The organism is Haloarchaeobius lipolyticus (assembly GCF_051208015.1).
Classification (GTDB): Archaea; Halobacteriota; Halobacteria; order Halobacteriales; family Natrialbaceae; genus Haloarchaeobius.
Map to the genome: position 1 here is coordinate 53,066 of NZ_JBPKGF010000001.1, position 15,888 is coordinate 68,953.

Annotated in this window: 16 protein-coding genes; 4 read left to right on the forward strand and 12 right to left on the reverse strand. The window is 66.0% G+C overall.

What is annotated here, in order from left to right; all coding sequences use genetic code 11:
- Window positions 1-1,551, reverse strand: coding sequence for a hypothetical protein (locus ACSC1Y_RS00295; protein WP_435332547.1), 1,551 nt, complete (start codon window positions 1,549-1,551; stop codon window positions 1-3).
- 126 nt (window positions 1,552-1,677) lie between these two features.
- Here ACSC1Y_RS00295 and ACSC1Y_RS00300 point away from each other — a divergent pair, with 126 nt between their 5' ends.
- Together ACSC1Y_RS00300 and ACSC1Y_RS00305 are read left to right on the forward strand one after the other, a co-directional pair.
- Complete coding sequence (locus ACSC1Y_RS00300) at window positions 1,678-2,511, forward strand: MBL fold metallo-hydrolase (protein WP_435332548.1); 834 nt, start codon at window positions 1,678-1,680, stop codon at window positions 2,509-2,511.
- A gap of 124 nt (window positions 2,512-2,635) precedes the next feature.
- Window positions 2,636-4,282, forward strand: coding sequence for a rhomboid family intramembrane serine protease (locus tag ACSC1Y_RS00305; protein ID WP_435332549.1), 1,647 nt, complete (start codon window positions 2,636-2,638; stop codon window positions 4,280-4,282).
- Between the two features lie 30 nt (window positions 4,283-4,312).
- Here the strand turns inward: ACSC1Y_RS00305 and ACSC1Y_RS00310 are convergent, their stop codons facing one another.
- Window positions 4,313-4,948 carry an METTL5 family protein gene (locus ACSC1Y_RS00310; RefSeq protein WP_435332550.1) on the reverse strand — a complete coding sequence of 212 codons (636 nt, stop codon included), beginning with the start codon at window positions 4,946-4,948 and terminating at the stop codon, window positions 4,313-4,315.
- Window positions 4,949-4,957: 9 nt separating this feature from the next.
- Window positions 4,958-5,359 carry a DUF7961 family protein gene (locus ACSC1Y_RS00315; protein WP_435332551.1) on the reverse strand — a complete coding sequence of 134 codons (402 nt, stop codon included), beginning with the start codon at window positions 5,357-5,359 and terminating at the stop codon, window positions 4,958-4,960.
- Between the two features lie 152 nt (window positions 5,360-5,511).
- Between ACSC1Y_RS00315 and ACSC1Y_RS00320 the strand changes: the two genes are divergently transcribed.
- On the forward strand, window positions 5,512-6,180 hold the full coding sequence (locus ACSC1Y_RS00320; protein ID WP_435332552.1) for a TFIIB-type zinc ribbon-containing protein: 669 nt from the start codon (window positions 5,512-5,514) through the stop codon (window positions 6,178-6,180).
- A gap of 131 nt (window positions 6,181-6,311) precedes the next feature.
- On the opposite strand, the gene ACSC1Y_RS00325 is transcribed toward ACSC1Y_RS00320, so the two are convergent.
- From ACSC1Y_RS00325 to hflX, 7 genes are all read right to left on the reverse strand, one after another.
- Window positions 6,312-7,337 carry a disk-shape morphogenesis protein volactin gene (locus ACSC1Y_RS00325; protein ID WP_435332553.1) on the reverse strand — a complete coding sequence of 342 codons (1,026 nt, stop codon included), beginning with the start codon at window positions 7,335-7,337 and terminating at the stop codon, window positions 6,312-6,314.
- A 106-nt stretch (window positions 7,338-7,443) separates the two neighbouring features.
- Window positions 7,444-8,409: a cell division protein CdpA domain-containing protein gene (locus tag ACSC1Y_RS00330; protein WP_435332554.1), complete on the reverse strand. Its 966-nt coding sequence runs from the start codon at window positions 8,407-8,409 to the stop codon at window positions 7,444-7,446.
- Between the two features lie 100 nt (window positions 8,410-8,509).
- Window positions 8,510-9,049, reverse strand: coding sequence for a multiprotein bridging factor aMBF1 (locus ACSC1Y_RS00335; protein ID WP_435332555.1), 540 nt, complete (start codon window positions 9,047-9,049; stop codon window positions 8,510-8,512).
- A gap of 116 nt (window positions 9,050-9,165) precedes the next feature.
- Window positions 9,166-9,798, reverse strand: a complete 633-nt coding sequence (locus ACSC1Y_RS00340; protein WP_435332556.1) for a CDP-alcohol phosphatidyltransferase family protein — start codon at window positions 9,796-9,798, stop codon at window positions 9,166-9,168.
- Window positions 9,795-10,319 carry an adenylate kinase family protein gene (locus ACSC1Y_RS00345; RefSeq protein ID WP_435332557.1) on the reverse strand — a complete coding sequence of 175 codons (525 nt, stop codon included), beginning with the start codon at window positions 10,317-10,319 and terminating at the stop codon, window positions 9,795-9,797. Before ACSC1Y_RS00345 ends, ACSC1Y_RS00340 begins: the two co-directional genes overlap by 4 nt.
- Entirely contained in the window at window positions 10,316-11,404 is a 1,089-nt protein-coding gene (gene hisC, locus ACSC1Y_RS00350; RefSeq protein ID WP_435332558.1) for a histidinol-phosphate transaminase, read from the reverse strand. Before hisC ends, ACSC1Y_RS00345 begins: the two co-directional genes overlap by 4 nt.
- A 25-nt stretch (window positions 11,405-11,429) precedes the next feature.
- A complete protein-coding gene (hflX, locus tag ACSC1Y_RS00355; protein WP_435332559.1) occupies window positions 11,430-12,740 on the reverse strand; it encodes a GTPase HflX in 1,311 nt (436 codons plus the stop codon).
- Between the two features lie 663 nt (window positions 12,741-13,403).
- Here hflX and sugE point away from each other — a divergent pair.
- Window positions 13,404-13,724, forward strand: coding sequence for a quaternary ammonium compound efflux SMR transporter SugE (gene sugE / locus ACSC1Y_RS00360; protein ID WP_435332560.1), 321 nt, complete (start codon window positions 13,404-13,406; stop codon window positions 13,722-13,724).
- A 9-nt stretch (window positions 13,725-13,733) separates the two neighbouring features.
- On the opposite strand, the gene ACSC1Y_RS00365 is transcribed toward sugE, so the two are convergent.
- Both ACSC1Y_RS00365 and ACSC1Y_RS00370 read right to left on the reverse strand, forming a co-directional pair.
- A complete protein-coding gene (locus ACSC1Y_RS00365) occupies window positions 13,734-15,347 on the reverse strand; it encodes a GMC family oxidoreductase (RefSeq protein ID WP_435332561.1) in 1,614 nt (537 codons plus the stop codon).
- Window positions 15,340-15,879, reverse strand: a complete 540-nt coding sequence (locus ACSC1Y_RS00370) for a gluconate 2-dehydrogenase subunit 3 family protein (protein ID WP_435332562.1) — start codon at window positions 15,877-15,879, stop codon at window positions 15,340-15,342. Before ACSC1Y_RS00370 ends, ACSC1Y_RS00365 begins: the two co-directional genes overlap by 8 nt.
- Window positions 15,880-15,888 lie beyond the last annotated feature (9 nt).

Sequence of the window (15,888 nt, forward strand, 5' to 3'; positions counted from 1 at the left end):
TCAGGAGAACATCTCGCCGAGCTGGTTGCGCCACTCGGTTATCTCGGTGACCTCCTCGTCGAGTTCCTCGACGGTCTGCTCCAGTTCGTCGAGGTCGTCTCTGAGCTCGTCGAGCTCCTCGCGCGTATCGCTCACGGCGTCGGCGTTGTCTGCGGTCTCCTCCCGGACGGATTCGAGTCCGGTCTCCAGGTCCTCGGCCGTCGCCTCGGTCTGCGAGCGAAGGTCCTCCAGTTCGTCGTCGAGCGCGGCAAGGTCGTCGTCGACCGCGGCGACCCGTTCGTCGACGGCCTCTACGTCGGAACGGACACCCGAGAGGTCCTCGAGAACGGATTCGATGGCCTCGTCGTTGGTCGTGACCGCCTCACGGAGTTCGACGACGTCCTCACGAAGGGAGGCGACCTCCGCCTTGTACTCTTCGAGCAGCTGCTGGGCGGTCCCCTCGTCGTCGAGGAACTCCTCGAGCGCGCCGGTGTAGGCGGCGACCTCCTCGATTCTGGACTGGAGGTGTGCTATCTTCGCCGTCTCGCTCCCGGACGGTTCGAGCGCGAGTTCCGAGCGCAGGACGTCGCGTTCCGCCTCGGAAACGGAGCCGTCTCTGAGTTCTGCCACGAGTGCGTCGACCACGCTCTCGACGGCGAGCTCGGGTTCGTCGTCCTCGTTCGCAGAGACCTCCCGCTCTTCGGACTCTGCTCCATCCTCGGGTGAGTCCTCGTCATCGAGTTCCACGTCTATGTCGTCCGACGAGTCGTCGGCCGCGATGTCGGCTTCAGGTTCGTCGGTCGCGATGTCGGCTTCAGGTTCGTCGGTCGCGTCATCGGCTCCGGACTCGTCAACCTCGGTATCGGATTCCGCCTCGTCGGCGTCCAGCTCGGGGTCGGCGGCGTCTGCAGCGACCGCTTCGGCGTCTTCCTGCGCTTCGGGCTCGTCCTGCCGAACCTGGGCCTCGGCCGCTTCGAGGTCGAGCTCGATGCCGCCGTCCTCGCTCTCTTCGTCCTCTTCCCCGCTCGAATTGTCGATGTCCTCGTTCCCTTCAGGCGCGTCTCCCTTCTTTTCGAGACCGGGAATCTCGTCGTCTCCGGCGAGCATGTCCTTCACGACCTGATTGGAGTCGTTTCCGACGATGTCGTCGATGGTGGTCTCGGCGTCGACCTCGCCGTCTGACTCGCTCTCGTCTTCCTCGCCTTCGACGGCGACGTCTGCGATACTCGGTTCGGTGAGGAACTTCGGGACCTCGGACTCCCCATCGATTCTGATTCCGTAGACCGTCGTCAGATCCTCGCCCGGCTCCAGCGTCCGGCGGAACTCGACGTGGTGGTCCTGGAAGGCGGTCCAGTCGTCGCTGTAGTAGTCGGGGTGGAACCCGACGCCATCCATCGGGAACGATTCGGGGATGTCTTCTCTGAGTCGGACCGTCACCGACTCGTCGCGGCTCGAGCTGATGACGAACCGGATCGCGGGGACCGGAAACTCGTCGGCGGCGAACGACTTCTCGACAGAGACGCCGTTGGCCTCGACTTCGATGGTCCGCTCTAGGTCGACCTCTGAACTCATACCCACACGTATCCCCACCACCATCATAAAGGGAATGGGCGGGTAGACACCCGGTTTCTCCGCCGACGAGGCGAGGTCCCTTGGAACACGACAACGCTTACGGGCGTCCCTCCCGCACTGTCGCGCATGACGCGAAGCGACTGGGGAGACTGGCTCCCACGCGCGGTCGAATCGGCGACACCCGACGGTATCGCGGTCTGGTACCTCGGCTGCAACGGCTTCGTCCTGAAAGCGAGCGACGGTACCACCCTGTTCGTCGACCCATACGTCGGCCTCGGCGACCCGCCACGGACCGTCCGGATGATACCGGTCCCGTTCGACCCGACGGACGTCGAGGAGGCGGACGCGGTCTTCGCCACCCACGAGCACACCGACCACGTCCACGGCCCCAGCCAGGCACCCATCCTCGAACGGACCGGTGCGGAGTTCTACGCACCCGACGACAGCCTCGCCGTCGCCTTCGAGGACGAGGCGTGGCCCGAGGAGTACGACGTGACCGACGAGCAGTTCACCGAGGTCGGCGAGGGTGACACCGTCGAGGTCGGCGGCTTCACCGTGCACGTCGAACCCGCATACGACCCCGACGCCACTCACCCCGTGAGCTACGTGTTCGAACACGAGGGCCGGACCGTCTTCCACGGCGGCGACACCAAGCCGAGCGAGCAGTTCGCCGACATCGGCGAGTCCTACGATATCGACCTCGGCATCCTCGCGTTCGGGACCGTCGGGAACATCCCGGACAAACAGACGCGAGAACCGAAGCGAACCCGCTGGTACAACGACGAGAACCAGATCGTCGAGGCCGCGAGCGACCTCCAGCTCGACCGCCTGCTTCCGAGCCACTGGGACATGTGGAAGGGATTGACGAGCGACCCGAAGGTGCTCCACCACCACACGAAGAGCTTCGAGTACCCCGAACGGCTCGACATCGTGGAAATCGGCGACCGCGTCGACGTCTGAGCCTGCCCGTCGACGCCTGAGCTTCTCCCGCCGGCACACCAGAACGACTGATTCTCCGCTCGTCCGTCGTCAACACCTCCGAAGAGCACGAAGCCATTTGTACGGTGAAGCCCACCAGCCGTACATGAGTCTGCTGTCGCTCGGCATCGTTCTCCTCGTCCTTCTCGCACTCGCGGGGTCGCTGGCGGTGGTCGTCCACCTCGATCGGCCCAGGGGGACGTGGGGCCGCCACCTTCGTTCACGCCTCGTCATGGGCGTTCCCTGGGGGACGTTCGTCCTGGTCGTGTTCGTCGTCACGATGTACCTCGTCGTCCAGGACGGCTGGTCCCACTGGCACGCGCCCACCACCATCCCGTTCCGCGCCTGGTCGTACCTCTACCCGACCGGGATGGTTCTCGCACCGTTCTCCCACGCCGACGCGGGTCACTTGACGGGGAACATGCTCGCGACGCTCGTCCTCGCACCCATCGCCGAGTACGCCTACGGACACTTCCCGGACGAACGAGGGTCGTCGACGTTCTCGTCGCTGTCTCACAATCCCTGGGTCCGGGCGCTCGTCGTGTTCCCGGGGGCGGCCCTCGCCGTGGGGCTACTCACCTCGGTGTTCGCCATCGGCCCGGTCATCGGATTCTCCGGCGTCGTGTTCGCGTTCGCCGGGTTCGCGCTCGTCCGCTACCCGATGACGACAGTCGTCGCGGTCCTCGGCGGCCAGCGGCTCCTCTCGTTGCTCTACAGTTCGTTCCGAGAGCCCATCGTCACCGCGACCGCCCAGCCGTCACCCCCGTCGCCGCCGTGGTGGGCCGGTATCGCCATCCAGGGGCACGCGCTGGGGCTGTTCCTCGGCATTCTCCTCGGACTGTACGTCTTCATCGGCCGAGACGACCGGCCGAGTGCGCTCCGGCTCTGGCTCGCTGTGCTCTTCTTCGCGGTCTCGAAGAACCTCTGGGCCATCTACTGGTACCAGGGCGACCAGACGTTCCAACTGTTCCGCGGCCCCGGACTCGTCCTCGTCGTCACGCTCTCCGTCGTCGTCGCGACCGCCTTGCACCTTCGCGAGCGAGACTTCGATTCCTTCGGCCTTCGCTCCGGTTCGTTGCTCGTCCTCGTGGTCGTGACCGCGCTCATCGTGGGTCCGGCGGTTCCCGTCAATCTCCTCACGGTGAGCGACGACACCGTCCCGGGCGAGTCGGTGACCGTCGGCGACTACGAGGTCACCTACGCCGAGAACGTCCGGAACGAGATGGTCTCGGTCATCGACGTGGAGGCGTTCGGCCAGAGCACGAACATAACCTCCTCGGGCGTCATCGTCGTGAGCGACGACCGAAACATCTGGTACGAGGCCGTCTCAAAGGGCCGGCTCGCCTACAGCGGTGGCTCGCGTGTGAAGCTGGGTGGAGTCGGCTGGCACGAGACCGTCCAGGTCGGCCGCGACGGCTGGTCCGCCGTCGGCGGGGGGACGACCTACCGCGTGTTCATGAAACCACCTGACGGCGACTGGCGACAGGTACACGCGTCCGGTAACGCGACCGCCGAGGCGACCATCGAGGGGAAGAACGTCTCGCTCACCGCGACCGAGGACGGCTACACGCTGCTCGTCCACGCGAACGAAACCGTCTTCGACCGGACTACCATCCCGAGCGGAAACGGGACCGTCACCGTCGGCGGAATCGACTTCGTCCGCGAGCCGAGGCAGAAGGGGGGAGACCGCATCTACGCCGTGATGGGTGATACCCGAGTTCGGGTGTTCGTCAAGGAGACGTACGAACGCTGACCGAGGGAACCGTTCGAACGCGCCAGCGAATCACTCGTCGTTCCACTCGATTCTGAAGACCTCGGTCTCGATGTCCTTCGAGGCCTCCTCGTGGAAGTCGAACTGCCTGTCGAGGGTGAACTCCGCGGCGTAGGCGTGGGTGACCTCGCCCCCCTCGTCCGCGGCGAACGCCTCGATGAACTCGTGGCTTCCGGCGTTGTGGATGGAGTAGGAGACGTCCGAGAGCGCGGCAGCCGACTCGAGGAAGGCCCTGTCTGCGTGCTCGTGACCGCGCTGGGCCCCGAACGGCGGGTTCATCACGACCGTCACGTCGCCGCCGTCCGACGGGCAAAGCGGCGGACGAGTCGCGTCACCGCAGACCCAGTGGACGGTGGCGGCCGCGCCGACGCGACCTTCGTTCTCGCGCGCGGTGTCGAGTGCGTCCCGATCGACGTCGACGCCGACGACCTCGCGGGCACCGCGGAGCGCCGCGCCGAGCGCGAGCATCCCCGTTCCGGTACCGAGGTCGACGACGGTCCGGTCGGCCACGTCGTCCGCCATGTCCGCGACGTGAATCAGCGATGCCGCTACCTCGGGTGGTGTCGGGTACTGTTCGAGTTCGACGCTGGGCGAATCGAAGCCTGCGACCACGCCGAGTTGCTGGGCGAGGGCGCGACGTGTGCTCATCTGTGAGGATCAGCGGCCGAGACTGATGGGTCCGTCGAGTTCGAGGGCGACGCCGTCGCGACGTGCGCGCTCGGCACAGGCCTCCAGCGCCGGGCGGACCTTCTCGGGGTTCGCGACGTCGGTACAGGTGACGACGACGGTACCCACGCCGAGAAACGCCGCAGCGCGCACGTGGTCACGGACCTCGTCCGCGACGCGCTGGGTCGCGAGGGAGCAGTCGTCGTCGAACCGCGCCCTTACCTCGAGCACCGACGGGACATAGCCCTCGACGGCGAGTTCGTGTTTGAGGTCGCGCAGGTACTCCGGCGCGGTCGATTCGAGCGTCGCGGCGTCGAGCCGGACGGGCTGCGCGTCTTCGGGCTGACACCGTTCGATGGTCCGCTGGACGTCGGGAGAGGGGGTCGCGCTCATGCTGCTAACGCATACATCGTAGGAATACAAAAAGGTTGGTGTATGCATAGTAGTAATCCATTTCCGGATTCGGGACCCTTCGACTACGATACATCACTGCCCACCGTGAGAGAATGGAACACGCTTATTATTCCGGCAAAATAGAAGCGCGTATGAAAGAGTGCCCGCGGTGTAGTTCGTCGCTCAGCCACTACGCGCTGAGCGACGTGGAGGCGTACGGGTGCGACGGCTGCGGGTGGGTCGGGGTGGACGTCGAACACCGGTCGGAGCCGGTCCGACTCGAATCGTGGCAGGACGCCATGCAGCGCTTCTACCAGCAGTTCCGGTACGACGACCTGCCGGAACACGCGGCGAACCTGGAGCGGGTCGAGGCTGAGCGGCGGGCGGTCGTCGATGCGGACGACGTGGCGGCAGCAGGTGAGGACGCAGACGATTCCGCCGCGGAGTCCGGGTCGGAGTCAGAGGACTCCAGTGCGGACGAGCCGTCGACTGATAGCGAGCCGTCGACTGATAGCGAATCGTCGAGAGACGTCGCGGGCGACGGCGAAGAGGCAGACGACACGGACCACGGCCAGGAGGCGGGCGACGAAACTGGAGAGAGCGCGGACGCCGACGGGACCGACGTCGCAGGCGACGAGATGGACGACGGAGCCGGCGACACGAGCAATGCAGCTGACAACACGGACGACGCAGCTGACTCGACAGACGATGCGTCAGACGCCGCTGCTGACGCATCCAGCGACACGGACGACGAAACAGTGAACGATTCCAGCGACGACACCGCGGGCGACCGGGAGCCGGCCGCATCGCAAGCGAAGTAGTTCTGAGTCCTCTTCTCACGGCGAAGTAGTTCTGAGTCCTCTTCTCACGGAGTAGATCACGCTCGAAGTGTAGCGTCGTAACTCTGCGTGCTCGGCAATCGCCAAAAATTGAGGATACGGTCGAGCCGCGTTTACTCGTCCGCCGTCGGCGCTTCGGCTTCCTGTTCGCGCTCGTCGACGTCCTCGTCGGAGCGAGCGGCGACCAGGGAGCCACGGGCGACCGAGTAGAGGGGTTCGGTCGCGTGCGAGACGCCGCTGATGGAGAACGGGATGTTCGCGTCCTCGAGATGGTCACGGAACAGCGCCTCGAAGCCGCTCGGGCTGGAGGTGCCGCCGGTGACGACGACGGGGACGTCGAGGCCCTCCTCGATGTCCTCCTCGTCGACCTCGCGGACCACGTTCTCGATGACGTAGTCCAGCAGGTTCTCGTAGTAGATAGACAGCGCGCCCTCGACACCACCGACGTCGGTCGTGAAGTCCAGCTCGAAGTCGTTCTCCTTGATGGACGTGACCTTGTCGACCGGTGTACCCGTCGCCTGCGCGGCCTGCTCGTCGACCCAGTCGCCACCCCGGGCGACCGAGAACTTCATGACCGGGACCGCGTAGTACGCGAGACAGACGTTCGTCATCCCCGCCCCGAAGGAGATGCCCAGTCCCGTGAAGTTGTTGTCCGCCAGCTCGGAGTAGATGACCGCCATCCCCTCGTTGATGGGCTCCGCGTCGTAGCCCATGTTCGAGAGGAACGACTCGATGGTCTTCTGGTGGTAGAGCGTGCTCAGGCTGGAGTCGCTCGGGTCTGCCGGGACAGAGAAGTAGAGCTTCTCGTCCGGGTAGTTGGGTTCGCCGACGACCTGCTCGATGATGAGCTTCATCATCGGGATGGCCGACTTCTCCTGGCTGGAGAGGATGCCGTGCTTCATCGGACGGCGGGTCTCCTTGTTGAAGATGTTCGCGAAGTTCAGTGCGTCGTCACCCACGACGTACACCTTGTCGTCCTTCCGGATGTGGAGGACCTCAGAGCGCGAGAGCATCTGCTCCGCCATATCGGAGTACTCGATCTCGACGAACGAATTTCGCTGCTGTACGAACACCGTGTCGTTCCCATCCTGTTGCGCCGACAGGATGTTCATCGTGCCAACGTCAAGGCCTTTCGCCATATCAGGCAAGTCCAACCCACCGATTGATAAAACTATGTGAGATTAGTCTTTCATTATCGGTATCGGAATTATCAAGAACTAAAACAAATGTGTTGTGGCCGGCCTGTCAGCGACCGAGCGCGCGCTTCACTCTCGCCACGAGCCCGCCGACGGAACGCTCGTTCTGGGCCGACGCCGACGCAGCCTCCTTGCGTTCTTTCTCTCGTTCTCGTCGCTCTCTGAGTTCCTTGAGCTTCTGCGTCTGGTCGTCGACGGTCGACTTGGAGGTGGCCGTCTTCTTCTCCCCACCTTTCATCGCCTTGAGATTCGCGATCTGTGAGTCGACTCCCTGCGACCGGGTGACCGTCGCGGTCTTTTGACTGAAGCCCGAGGCATCTATCTCAGCGTCGTCGATGTCGAACTGAAGACGACGATTGTCGCTCTTCTCGACGCCTCCCCACGATAGATTGACACCTTCCATCGCGCTGTCGATGTCGGCCTGGATGTCCGCGTCGGACCACGACTCCTCCTCGTCCTCGTCGTCATCTTCCATCGGCTCGATGTCCGCGGGACCGGGCATCCGCTGGCGTTCGAGCTGTGCGGCGACCAGCGCTGCGCCGGTCGAACCGACGACGAGCACCAGCCCGATGGCGTAGACCGCGACGATGGGGATGGTGTAGTCTGCGCCGTAGCCGTTCCAGTTACCCGGATACGCGGCAACCCAGAAGAACCCGACCGCGGCCAGGTCGATGACGGCCCCCGTCACCGAGGCGTAGACTGCGCGTTGTTCGACCGGTAGCAGTACCACGATGCCCATGATGAGCGTCGGAAGCGAGAGCATCCCGAAGCCGTAGGCCGGTCCCATCCTGATGAAGTACGCCGGCGTCCGCGCCTCGTACGTCCCGCCCCAGACGAACAGTCCGAGCGCGACGATCGCGAGCGCGATTCCACCGAAGAACAGACCGAAGCCGAGATAGACGTCCGTCTCCTCGTCCGGTTCACCGATGTATCGTTCGTAGAGGTCGTACAGCGGATTGACCGGGGGCCCACCCTCGGAGCGACCCGCCGACGCTCCTGTTTCCTCGTCTGACATTGTCCCTCATTACAGGGTCATCTCTCAAGACTGTTTGGTACACATTTCAATCGAAGAATACGTCTCCCGGGGGGTGCGCGTCAGACGCCCGTCTGACGCGTCAGTCCTTGCGCTTCACGACGTCCCCGAGTGTCTGGGTGGTCCCGGCGGAGTCGCTGCTCCACTCCTTGTCGTCTTCCCCGCTGGAGCCGGCACTCAGGCTGATTCCGAGGTGCTTCTCCAGCTTCTTCTGCATCCGGTCGGAGGGAAGCGTGTCGCCGCGTTCGAGCTTACGGACAAGACTGGCCTTCTCGTTCAGCTCTCTTGCGAGGTCCTCCTGGCTGATCCCCTTCTTCTCCCTGGCGTTCCGGATCCGCGAGTCGTAGTCCTGGGCGATCTCCTCCATATCGTCGAACATGTCCGAGCGGCGGCGAGAGCCGCCGGAGCTCGACGAACCCGACGAGGTGGACGCTCGGCTCGCCTTCGAAGAAGAAGAACTCGAGGAGCTGGTAGAGTACTTGGTAGAGGAACTCGAGGACTGCTGGGTCCGGACCTCGGTCCCGAAGCCGGCGCAGTTGTCACAGACGTCGAGCTCTGCGCCCTCGACTTTCACCGTCTTCGGTTGCGACGTGTCGGCACCACACATCTCACACTGAACCATGCTCGACAGTTGCGTGCCAGCGATGATAAAAGGTACGCCGCGTCGCCGTCGGGGTCGAGTAATAGGGGAAAAACATCTCGAGCGGTCGGTCTCCGGACCGGAACCGTCCCGCGCGGTCAGTTGAGCGCCTTCCAGGCACCCCAGAATCGCTGGAGTGCGGTGACGTGGCCGACGACCGCGAAGACGACGAGCAGCCAGCCGACGACCGTGAGTCCGAACGCCGACCCGGTGACGAAAGCGGCGAGGAAGCCGACCGCACCGGAGAGTGCGAGTCGGTCGGCCCGGCCCAGGTAGCCCGCGTAGACACGGCCGACGCCGACGGCCTGCGCCTGCGTTCCGAGGTAGGAGGTCATCAGGACGCCCGTGACCGCGGCCAGTCCGAGGTCGTACCGCCCAAGCCCGGCAGCGAACCCCGCGATGATGACGAGGTCGGCGTACCGGTCGAGGACGTGGTCGAGCATGTCGCCCGCATCGCTGGCGACGTTCTGCGCCCGGGCGAGTTCGCCGTCGATGACGTCGAGCCAGCCGTTGAGGGCCACACACAGGCCGCCGACGGCGTACCAGATGGGGTCGCCACCGCCGACCGACGCGAACTCCGGGCCGGCGAAGCCGAACGCGAGCCCGGCGCCGACGGCCAGTGCGAAGGCGATGACGCTGACGCCGTTCGGCGAGAGCCCGACCGAGTCGGCCAGTCTGACCCACGGGTCCAGCAGCGAGCTGATCCGGGGGCGGAGCTGGTCGAGCGTCATAGGTAGTCGATGAAGTCCACGTCGCCGGCACTCGGGTCGCGCTCGCCTTCGACGACGGCCGCGATGTTGGCCGCCACCTCTTCCGGGGACCGGCCGGTCGTGTCTATCTCGTAGACGTTCTCCAGCCCGTGACGGTCGACTGCCTCGGAGAGGACGACGTCGAGTGCCTCGCTCTCGGCGTTCTCGCTCGCCTTCGATTCCGTCTCGCCGCGGCCGAGCAGCCGTGCTTCCAGTTCCTCGGGTGCACAGCGAAGCACGACGACGCGGTCCGCTTCCAGGTAGTGCGCGAGGTGGGAGTCGAGCAGCACGTCGTCCCGGTCGCCGACCCAGTCAGCGAGTGCGTCGAGGTCGACGACGACGCTGTCTCGCTCCTCGTCGACCTCGGAATACAGCTCTTCACGTTCGATGACCTCGTTCAGGTGGACCACGTCGAGACCGATGCTGAACTCCTCGTTTCCAGCGAGGATATCGGTCGCCGTCGTCTTCCCGGTTCCGGGGGTCCCCGTGACGACCACCCTCACCGGGCGAGCACCTCGTTGAGGACCTCGACCGCCTCGCGCGTCTCCGCCTCGGTCCCGCAGGTGACGCGGACACAGCCGGGCAGGCCGAAGCTCGTACAGTCGCGGACGATGACGCCCGCCCGCTGGCTCTCGTCGGCGACGGAGGCACCTGATTCGGGGCCACGGGCCTCGGAAACGTCCACGAGGACGAAGTTGCCCTCTGATTCCCAGACCGGTGCGTCGAGTTCGTCGCGCATGTACTCGCGTGCCCAGCGAGCCGTCTCGACAGACGTCTCCACGTGCTCGTCGTCCTCCAGGGCGGCGAGCCCGGCCCGGCAGGCGAGCTCGCTGGCCGCGAACGGCGTGTTGACCCGGGCGTAGGCGTCGGACCACTCTTCGGGGACGAGTGCGTAGCCGAGTCGGACGCCCGCCAGGCCGTACGCCTTCGAGAACGTCCGGAGGATGGCGACGTCGTCTCGCTCGTCGAGCAGAGAGCGGGCGCTCTCGGTCTCGGCGTACTCGCCGTACGCCTCGTCCACGACGACGAGCGTCTCCTCGTCCGTCTCGGCGGCGATGGTCTCTATCGAGCCGAGCGAGAACGTCCCGCCGGTCGGGTTGTGGGGGCTGGTGAGGTAGACGACGCGCTCACCGTCGTAGTCCGCGAGGACCGTCTCCGCGTCGAGCCTGAACTCGGGCCGCGAGAGGCCGTAGGTCGAGACGTCACCGTGGTGGAACCGGGCGCTCATGCCGTAGTAGGCGAATCCCGGGTCGGGGACGAGGACGGTGTCGCCCGGCTCGAGGGTCGCACGAGCGAGGTAGTCGAGTGCGCCGTCGCCGCCGTTGGCCAGCCAGACCTGCGCCGGGTCGCAGTCCCAGCGGTCGGCGATGGCCGCGGTCAGGTCGGCGTGGGCCGCCTTCGGGTACGAGGAAATTCCCGGTGCGGTCTCCTGGATTGCCTCGATGGCCGCCGGCGAGGGGCCGTGCGGGTTCTCGTTCGACGCGAGCTTCGTGAGGGTCGCCGGGTCCACCCCGAGGTCCCGGGCGACCTCCTCGATGCCGCGCCCGGCCTGGTAGGCGACGTGGGCCGAGAGGTCGCGTGGTTGCATGTGCGAGGAACCGGACCGCGGGGCCTTAATCGGCCCGGTCCGTCCCGCAGCAGGCGGTGCGTCGCTCTCGGCGGCGGTCATCGGCGCGGGACCGCGCCTTCGCGACGACTGGTGGCCGGCCGCTGAGGGTGAGTCGAACACGCTCGCCGTACTCGATGGACCCAACGGTCGCGTGCTCGTAACACCACGAGACGAACCGCATCGACTCGTCACTGTTCGGTATCTCGAACGTGGCCGATTCGGTCGGAAGTGGCTCGACCACTCGCTCGCGAAGCGTCTCCAGTCCGGCATCTTCGACGGCGCTCACGGGGACGGGGTCTGGTGCGACGTCGGCCAGTTCGGCGGCCTTGCGTCGAATCTCCTCCTCCGGGGTGAGGTCGGCCTTGGTGAACGCCGTGACGACCGTCGCGTCGGTGTCGAGTTCGGCGCGGCAGGTCTCGATTCGCTCGCGCATCTCCCGTACGCCGTCGCTCGCGTCGACCGCGAGGACGACCACGTCCGCGTTTCGAACCTCGGTCAGCGTCGAGCGGAACGCTTCGACGAGGTCGTGAGGCAGGTCCCTGACGAAGCCGACCGTGTCGCTGACGAGTACGCGGCGACCCTCGATGGTCGCCCGGCGGGTCGTCGTGTCGAGCGTTTTGAACAGCCGGTCCTCGACGGCGGCGGTGCCGTCGCCGAGGTCAGCGTGGGCCGGGGTTTCGTCGATCGAGAGGTCGTCCGCGAGTCGGTGCAGGAGCGTCGACTTCCCGGCGTTCGTGTAGCCAGCGAGGGCGACGAAGTCGAACCCGTCCTCCCGTTTCCGGTCCCGCGGAGCGGTCGGGTCGTCCGGCAGGTCGTTCAACCGGTTCTGCGCCCGGTCGATCCGCTGTTTGACCTCTCGAATCCACTCTCCCTCCGGGTCGCGGATGGTCTGGAGTCCCTGCCACTCCTCGTTTCGGCGTTGCTCCTCGCGACGGTGATGTAGTTCGTGACGGAGTCTGGCGAGTTCGACCTGTAGCTGGGCTCGTTTCGTCTGCGCACCCGCCTCGAAGATGTCGAGGATTAGCCGGTACCGGTCCCGGACCTCGGTCCCGTCGGGGAGCCTGTCGGTGAGTTCGAACAGCTGGGCTGGCGTGAGCCGGTTGTCGACGATGACGGTCGACGCGCCGGTCTCCCGGACTGCATCGGCGACCTCGTCGACCTTTCCCGGCCCGAGGTTGTAGGTCGCGTCCTCCGGGCGCGTCTGTGTCAGGATTCGGGTCACCTCGAATCCGGCTGCCTCGGCGAGGGCCTGAATCTCGGTCGTGTCGGGCTGTTCCTGTGCTGTGCGTGCGGCGAGTACTGTCTGTCGTGACATCTGGGGTCTGGTAACTGGGCGATCGGTGAACTGGGCGATGAACGGCGGGGCGCGATATCGAACGTAGCTGTGCCGACTGCACGGCCTGATACACTCGTCCGACACGCGGACGAATGTCGCCGCTCATGGGGTGACGAGGAACGAGGGTCGGAGCGGCGACGCCATCGTCTCTGCGAGCGGCGTCGCTCGTCGCGTGCGGACCTCGTCAGAAAGTGGATAGGGTCTCCATTCGACCTGTCAATAAGTCGTCGATGGCGCGACATAAAGTTTCGCGCGGAGTGTGGGGTGGTGGCATGGTGGCTCGTCGGGCTCGGTGCGGTCGCGGGTGTCGATCGAGCCCCGAGACATCCCTGGGGGAATCGAGACGGAGTCGGAGCCAACCCGCCCGAAATCGAACCAGTGGTGACGATTTTCCAACTATTCTGCCGAATTATGGCTGTCTGTTGCGAGCCATATACACCATATTTCGCTATACGAAATTGCCTTCGGTCTACCACTGGTATGCGTTCCAGCGAACAGCCGTTTCAGGGCGGCAGCGGTCCCAGTTCGTCGTCGATGTCGACCCGAGAAGGGTGACCGGACGAAGCGACTCGGACAGCAGTGACCTGATGACTCGACACGCGAACCGCAACTGCATTCCCCACCTGCACAGAAAATCCGACCATGTCCTGGCCTATCCTGTTCGTCGCCGCCCTGTTCGAGGTCGGCTGGGCCGTCGGCCTCGAGTACACCGAGGGCTTCACCCGGCCCGTCCCGAGCGTGCTGACCGTCCTGTCGATGGTGGTGAGCATGGGCCTGCTCGCGCAGGCGGTGAAGACGCTCCCAATCGGGACTGCCTACGCGGTCTGGACCGGCATCGGCGCGGTGGGGACCGCGGTTCTCGGTATCTATCTGTTCGGCGAACCGCGCGGACTCCAGCGGTTGCTGTTCATCGGCTGTATCGTCGTCGGTGTCGTCGGGCTGCAGTTGACGGGGAACCACTGAACGCGAAGTTCAGAGTTCGGCGCCGAGTCGGTCCGCCACCCGGAGCGCGAGCGCCGCAATCGTGAGTGTCGGGTTGAGTCCCCCACCCGTCACGAACACCGACGACGATGGAATCCACAGGTTGTCGAGGTCGTGGGCCCGGCAGTTCCCGTCGACGACGCTCTCTGCGGGGTCCTCGCCCATCCGCGTCGTCCCCATGTGGTGGAACGCGGGGCCGGTGTTGTCCGGACCGACGACCCACTCTATCTCCGCGCCGAGTTCCTCCATGATGGCTCGCTGTTTCTCGACGGCGGCCGCGACCGTTCGACGGTCACGGTCGCTCAGCGACCAGTGTATCTCAGGGACCGGGTTGCCGTGGTCGTCGGTCACGTCCGGGTTCAGGGTGATTCGGTTCTCCTTCCGGGGCTCTTGCTCGCAGAGTCCAGTGACTTCGAGGTAGTTCCCGTAGGCGTCCTGAAGCTCGGACAGCAGCCCGTCGCCCCAGGCCTCCTCGGTCTCGCCGGAGAGTGCGAGGCGAGCGGGCGACGGGCCCGCGTAGTTCGAGAACTCCAGTTTGAACGGCCCGTGGTCGTCCGTCGACTCGTAGAACTGGTGGCTCTCGCTCGTGATGAAACCGACGTGCTTCTGTCGGGTCTCCCGGTCGAGACGGCCCCCGACGCGGGCCCCGAGGTGGTCCATGAAGTACCGGCCGACGAGTCCGGACGAGTTCGCCAGACCGTCCGGGTACTGGTCGGACGCCGAGAGGAGGAGGAGTCTCGGTGTCTCGACGCCGCCGGCGGCGAGGACGAACTGGTCTGCCTCCTGTCGACGTGTCTCGCCATCCGGAGTGGCATAGACTGCCGCCGTGACGGTTCCGCCGGCGCTGTCGTGTTCGAGCCGCTGCACCGGGACCCGGTCGAGAACCGTCGCACCGGCGGCCTCGGCGCGGGTGACGTGGACCGTCGCGTCGTACTTCGCACCGGAGGGACAGACCGGCTTGCAGGTGCCGTAGCCCTGGCAGGGGACCCTGCCGTCGAACGCCTCGCTGTTCCGGGCGTTCGGCGACGAGTGGGTCGTTATCTCGAGCGACTCGCACGCCTCGGCGAAGATGCTGTCCGAGTGCGACGGCGGGAATGCCGGCATCGGATACGGTTCCTCGCGTGCGGGCGCGAAGGGGTTGTCGTCGGCTCCCGCGACGCCGAGTTCGGACTCCGCCTCGGCGTAGTACGGCTGGAGGTCCTCGTACCCTATCGGCCAGTCCGTCGCGACGCCGTCGCGGCTCTGGCGCTCGAAGTCCGCCTCGTGGAGCCGGTAGACCATCCCCTGCCAGTGCAGCGTGGTGCCGCCGACGCCCTTCACCCGAGACAGGTTGAGGGGATAGTGGTGCTCGCCTTCGTTGGTGAAGGCGTCCCGGTCGCCGCCCACGTCCCAGACCGATTCCGGACCGTGAGATGGGCGAACGTGTCGTTCCATGCGTTCCACCCGGTCCGACCGGTCGAACCGAGGCCCGGCTTCGAGGACGACGACCTCGCGTCCCGCCTCGGCGAGCTGCGCCGCGACGAGCGCCCCGGCCGGGCCGGCACCGACGACGCAGACGTCGGCCCCGGGAACGGGGGCCCGGTCTCCGCGAGACACGTCACTCATCGGTCGGCCCCCGCTGGTAGCTCTGCGTTCCACCGGGGTGACCGATGGGGTTCTCGATACCCACCAGTTCGCCACCCGTGGGCGAGGTGTAGAAGGCGTACAGCAGCTCGTTGACGAGGTAGTAGCGGACCTGTTCTGCGGACGTCCCCTCCGGGTCGGGCCCGACCCCGTCGACGCCCATCGACCGCAGGAGGTCGCTCCGGGCGGTCCGGTCGAGTGTGCCGAAACTGGCGTCCTCCCACGTCTGTGCCCGGTCGTCGACCACCGCGAGCGCCTCTGCCATCCCGGCACGGTAGTCGGGGCGGTCGGCGGTTCGACCGGCGACGTACGTCCGGACGAACGACTCGACGTTCGAGACCTCCGAAGGATAGACCGCTTCTGCGACCGCGACGAGCGTCTCGATGTCGACGGAACGCGCGACCTCGTCTTCCGCATCGCGGAGGGCGGATTGCGATAGTGCGGCCGCACCGCTTCCGACGACGATGCCCGCCGAGGTGAGCGCCGCCAGCGCATCGCGTCGCGTCAGTTCCATGTCGGCTGG